The sequence below is a fragment of the Endozoicomonas sp. SESOKO3 genome (genome assembly GCF_024606255.1).
Genome location: NZ_JAHHPR010000523.1, coordinates 1 through 1,232, shown reverse-complemented (window position 1 = coordinate 1,232; position 1,232 = coordinate 1). Strand labels below are relative to the sequence as shown.

1 protein-coding gene is annotated in these 1,232 nt (G+C 44.0%); it reads left to right on the top strand.

What is annotated here, in order from left to right:
- Window positions 1–493 precede the first annotated feature (493 nt).
- A partial coding sequence (locus tag KDK18_RS09010; RefSeq protein WP_257254570.1) for a serpin family protein occupies window positions 494–1,232 on the top strand: 739 nt, incomplete at its 3' end.

Below are 1,232 nucleotides of genomic sequence, written 5' to 3'. Positions count from 1 at the left end.
CCTCAATTTCTTGCAATCCTCGCTACGGACGCTTAAGTCCGACAGGCTGCTAGCCAGGAAACTATCCTATAGTTTGATTCCAGATTGCATGTTCGGTTGACCATTAAGCAAGGTAGCAACCCATAAAACAGGGAGGTTTTTCCGAGACAAACCCTAAAATTGAAGTCATTAATCAGGTACAAACATGGTTTTACTAAGAAAATCTTCCGATATTGCCTGGCAGTACAGGCTCGTCCCGGTGTTAGTCTGTTTGCTCTCTTTCCTATTGCTACCCTCACAACTTCTGGCAATGAACTGCAAATATTGCGGACTCGAATTCAGTGATGGCTTCCTGAAAGAAAACGAACCCTGCCCGTTGTGTCGAAGAAAAGGATATTCTCATTCTTCTCATATTTCTGATTCCTCTGATTCTTATGTTGATGATGAGGATCTTCTAGACGATGTTGATGATGATCTTCAAGACAGTCCAACTCTTCCCCGAGCGACAGCAGCAGTGAACCCTGATTCAAATTCTGGTGCACAATCGACTGAATCACAGGGAACTCTGGCGCTGGCCATAAATATATTCAGGCAAGCAGCGCAAGTCATTCCCGGAAATTTCGTCATGTCCCCTGATGGCCTTTTCCAGTCACTGGCACTTTTACTCACGGGTGCAGATGGTGCAACCAGGCAATTACTCCAAAGCTGCCTGGGTGACGATTACTCTGAGCCAGCCGGTGCTGCAGCATCAAGCGCAACAGCTTGTGGACAGGACGAATATTGTGTTGCGAATTGCTTGCTCTTATCCAATTCACATGGACTACAGGAAACTTATAGAGAAAAACTTAAACAAATAAACGCCGATATTCGTGATAACGTCGACTTCTCTGATCGTGCATCCTTACAAAGCCTTGCCCAAGAACTCAATAACCTGTTTTGCCAATTAACCCATGGTATGGTTCCACGTTTTTGTCAGGAAAGTGATTGGCAAGCAGACACAAGCCTGGCACTTATAAATTCTGTTTACTTCAAGGGGCTTTGGGAAAGGTCTTTTAAGGCTCGAAGCAGAGAAACTGTATTTACTTTACCCAATGGTCAAATAGTCGCTTTAGAAAGATTTATGGATGGAGTAATTAATTCTTCAGGATATGCCAATTACAATGATTGGGAGGCGGTTACCGTTCCTTATAGGGGAGCACATGAAATGATTTTAGTTTTACCCCCGGAAAGAATAATGCCCCACGAAGTATCAC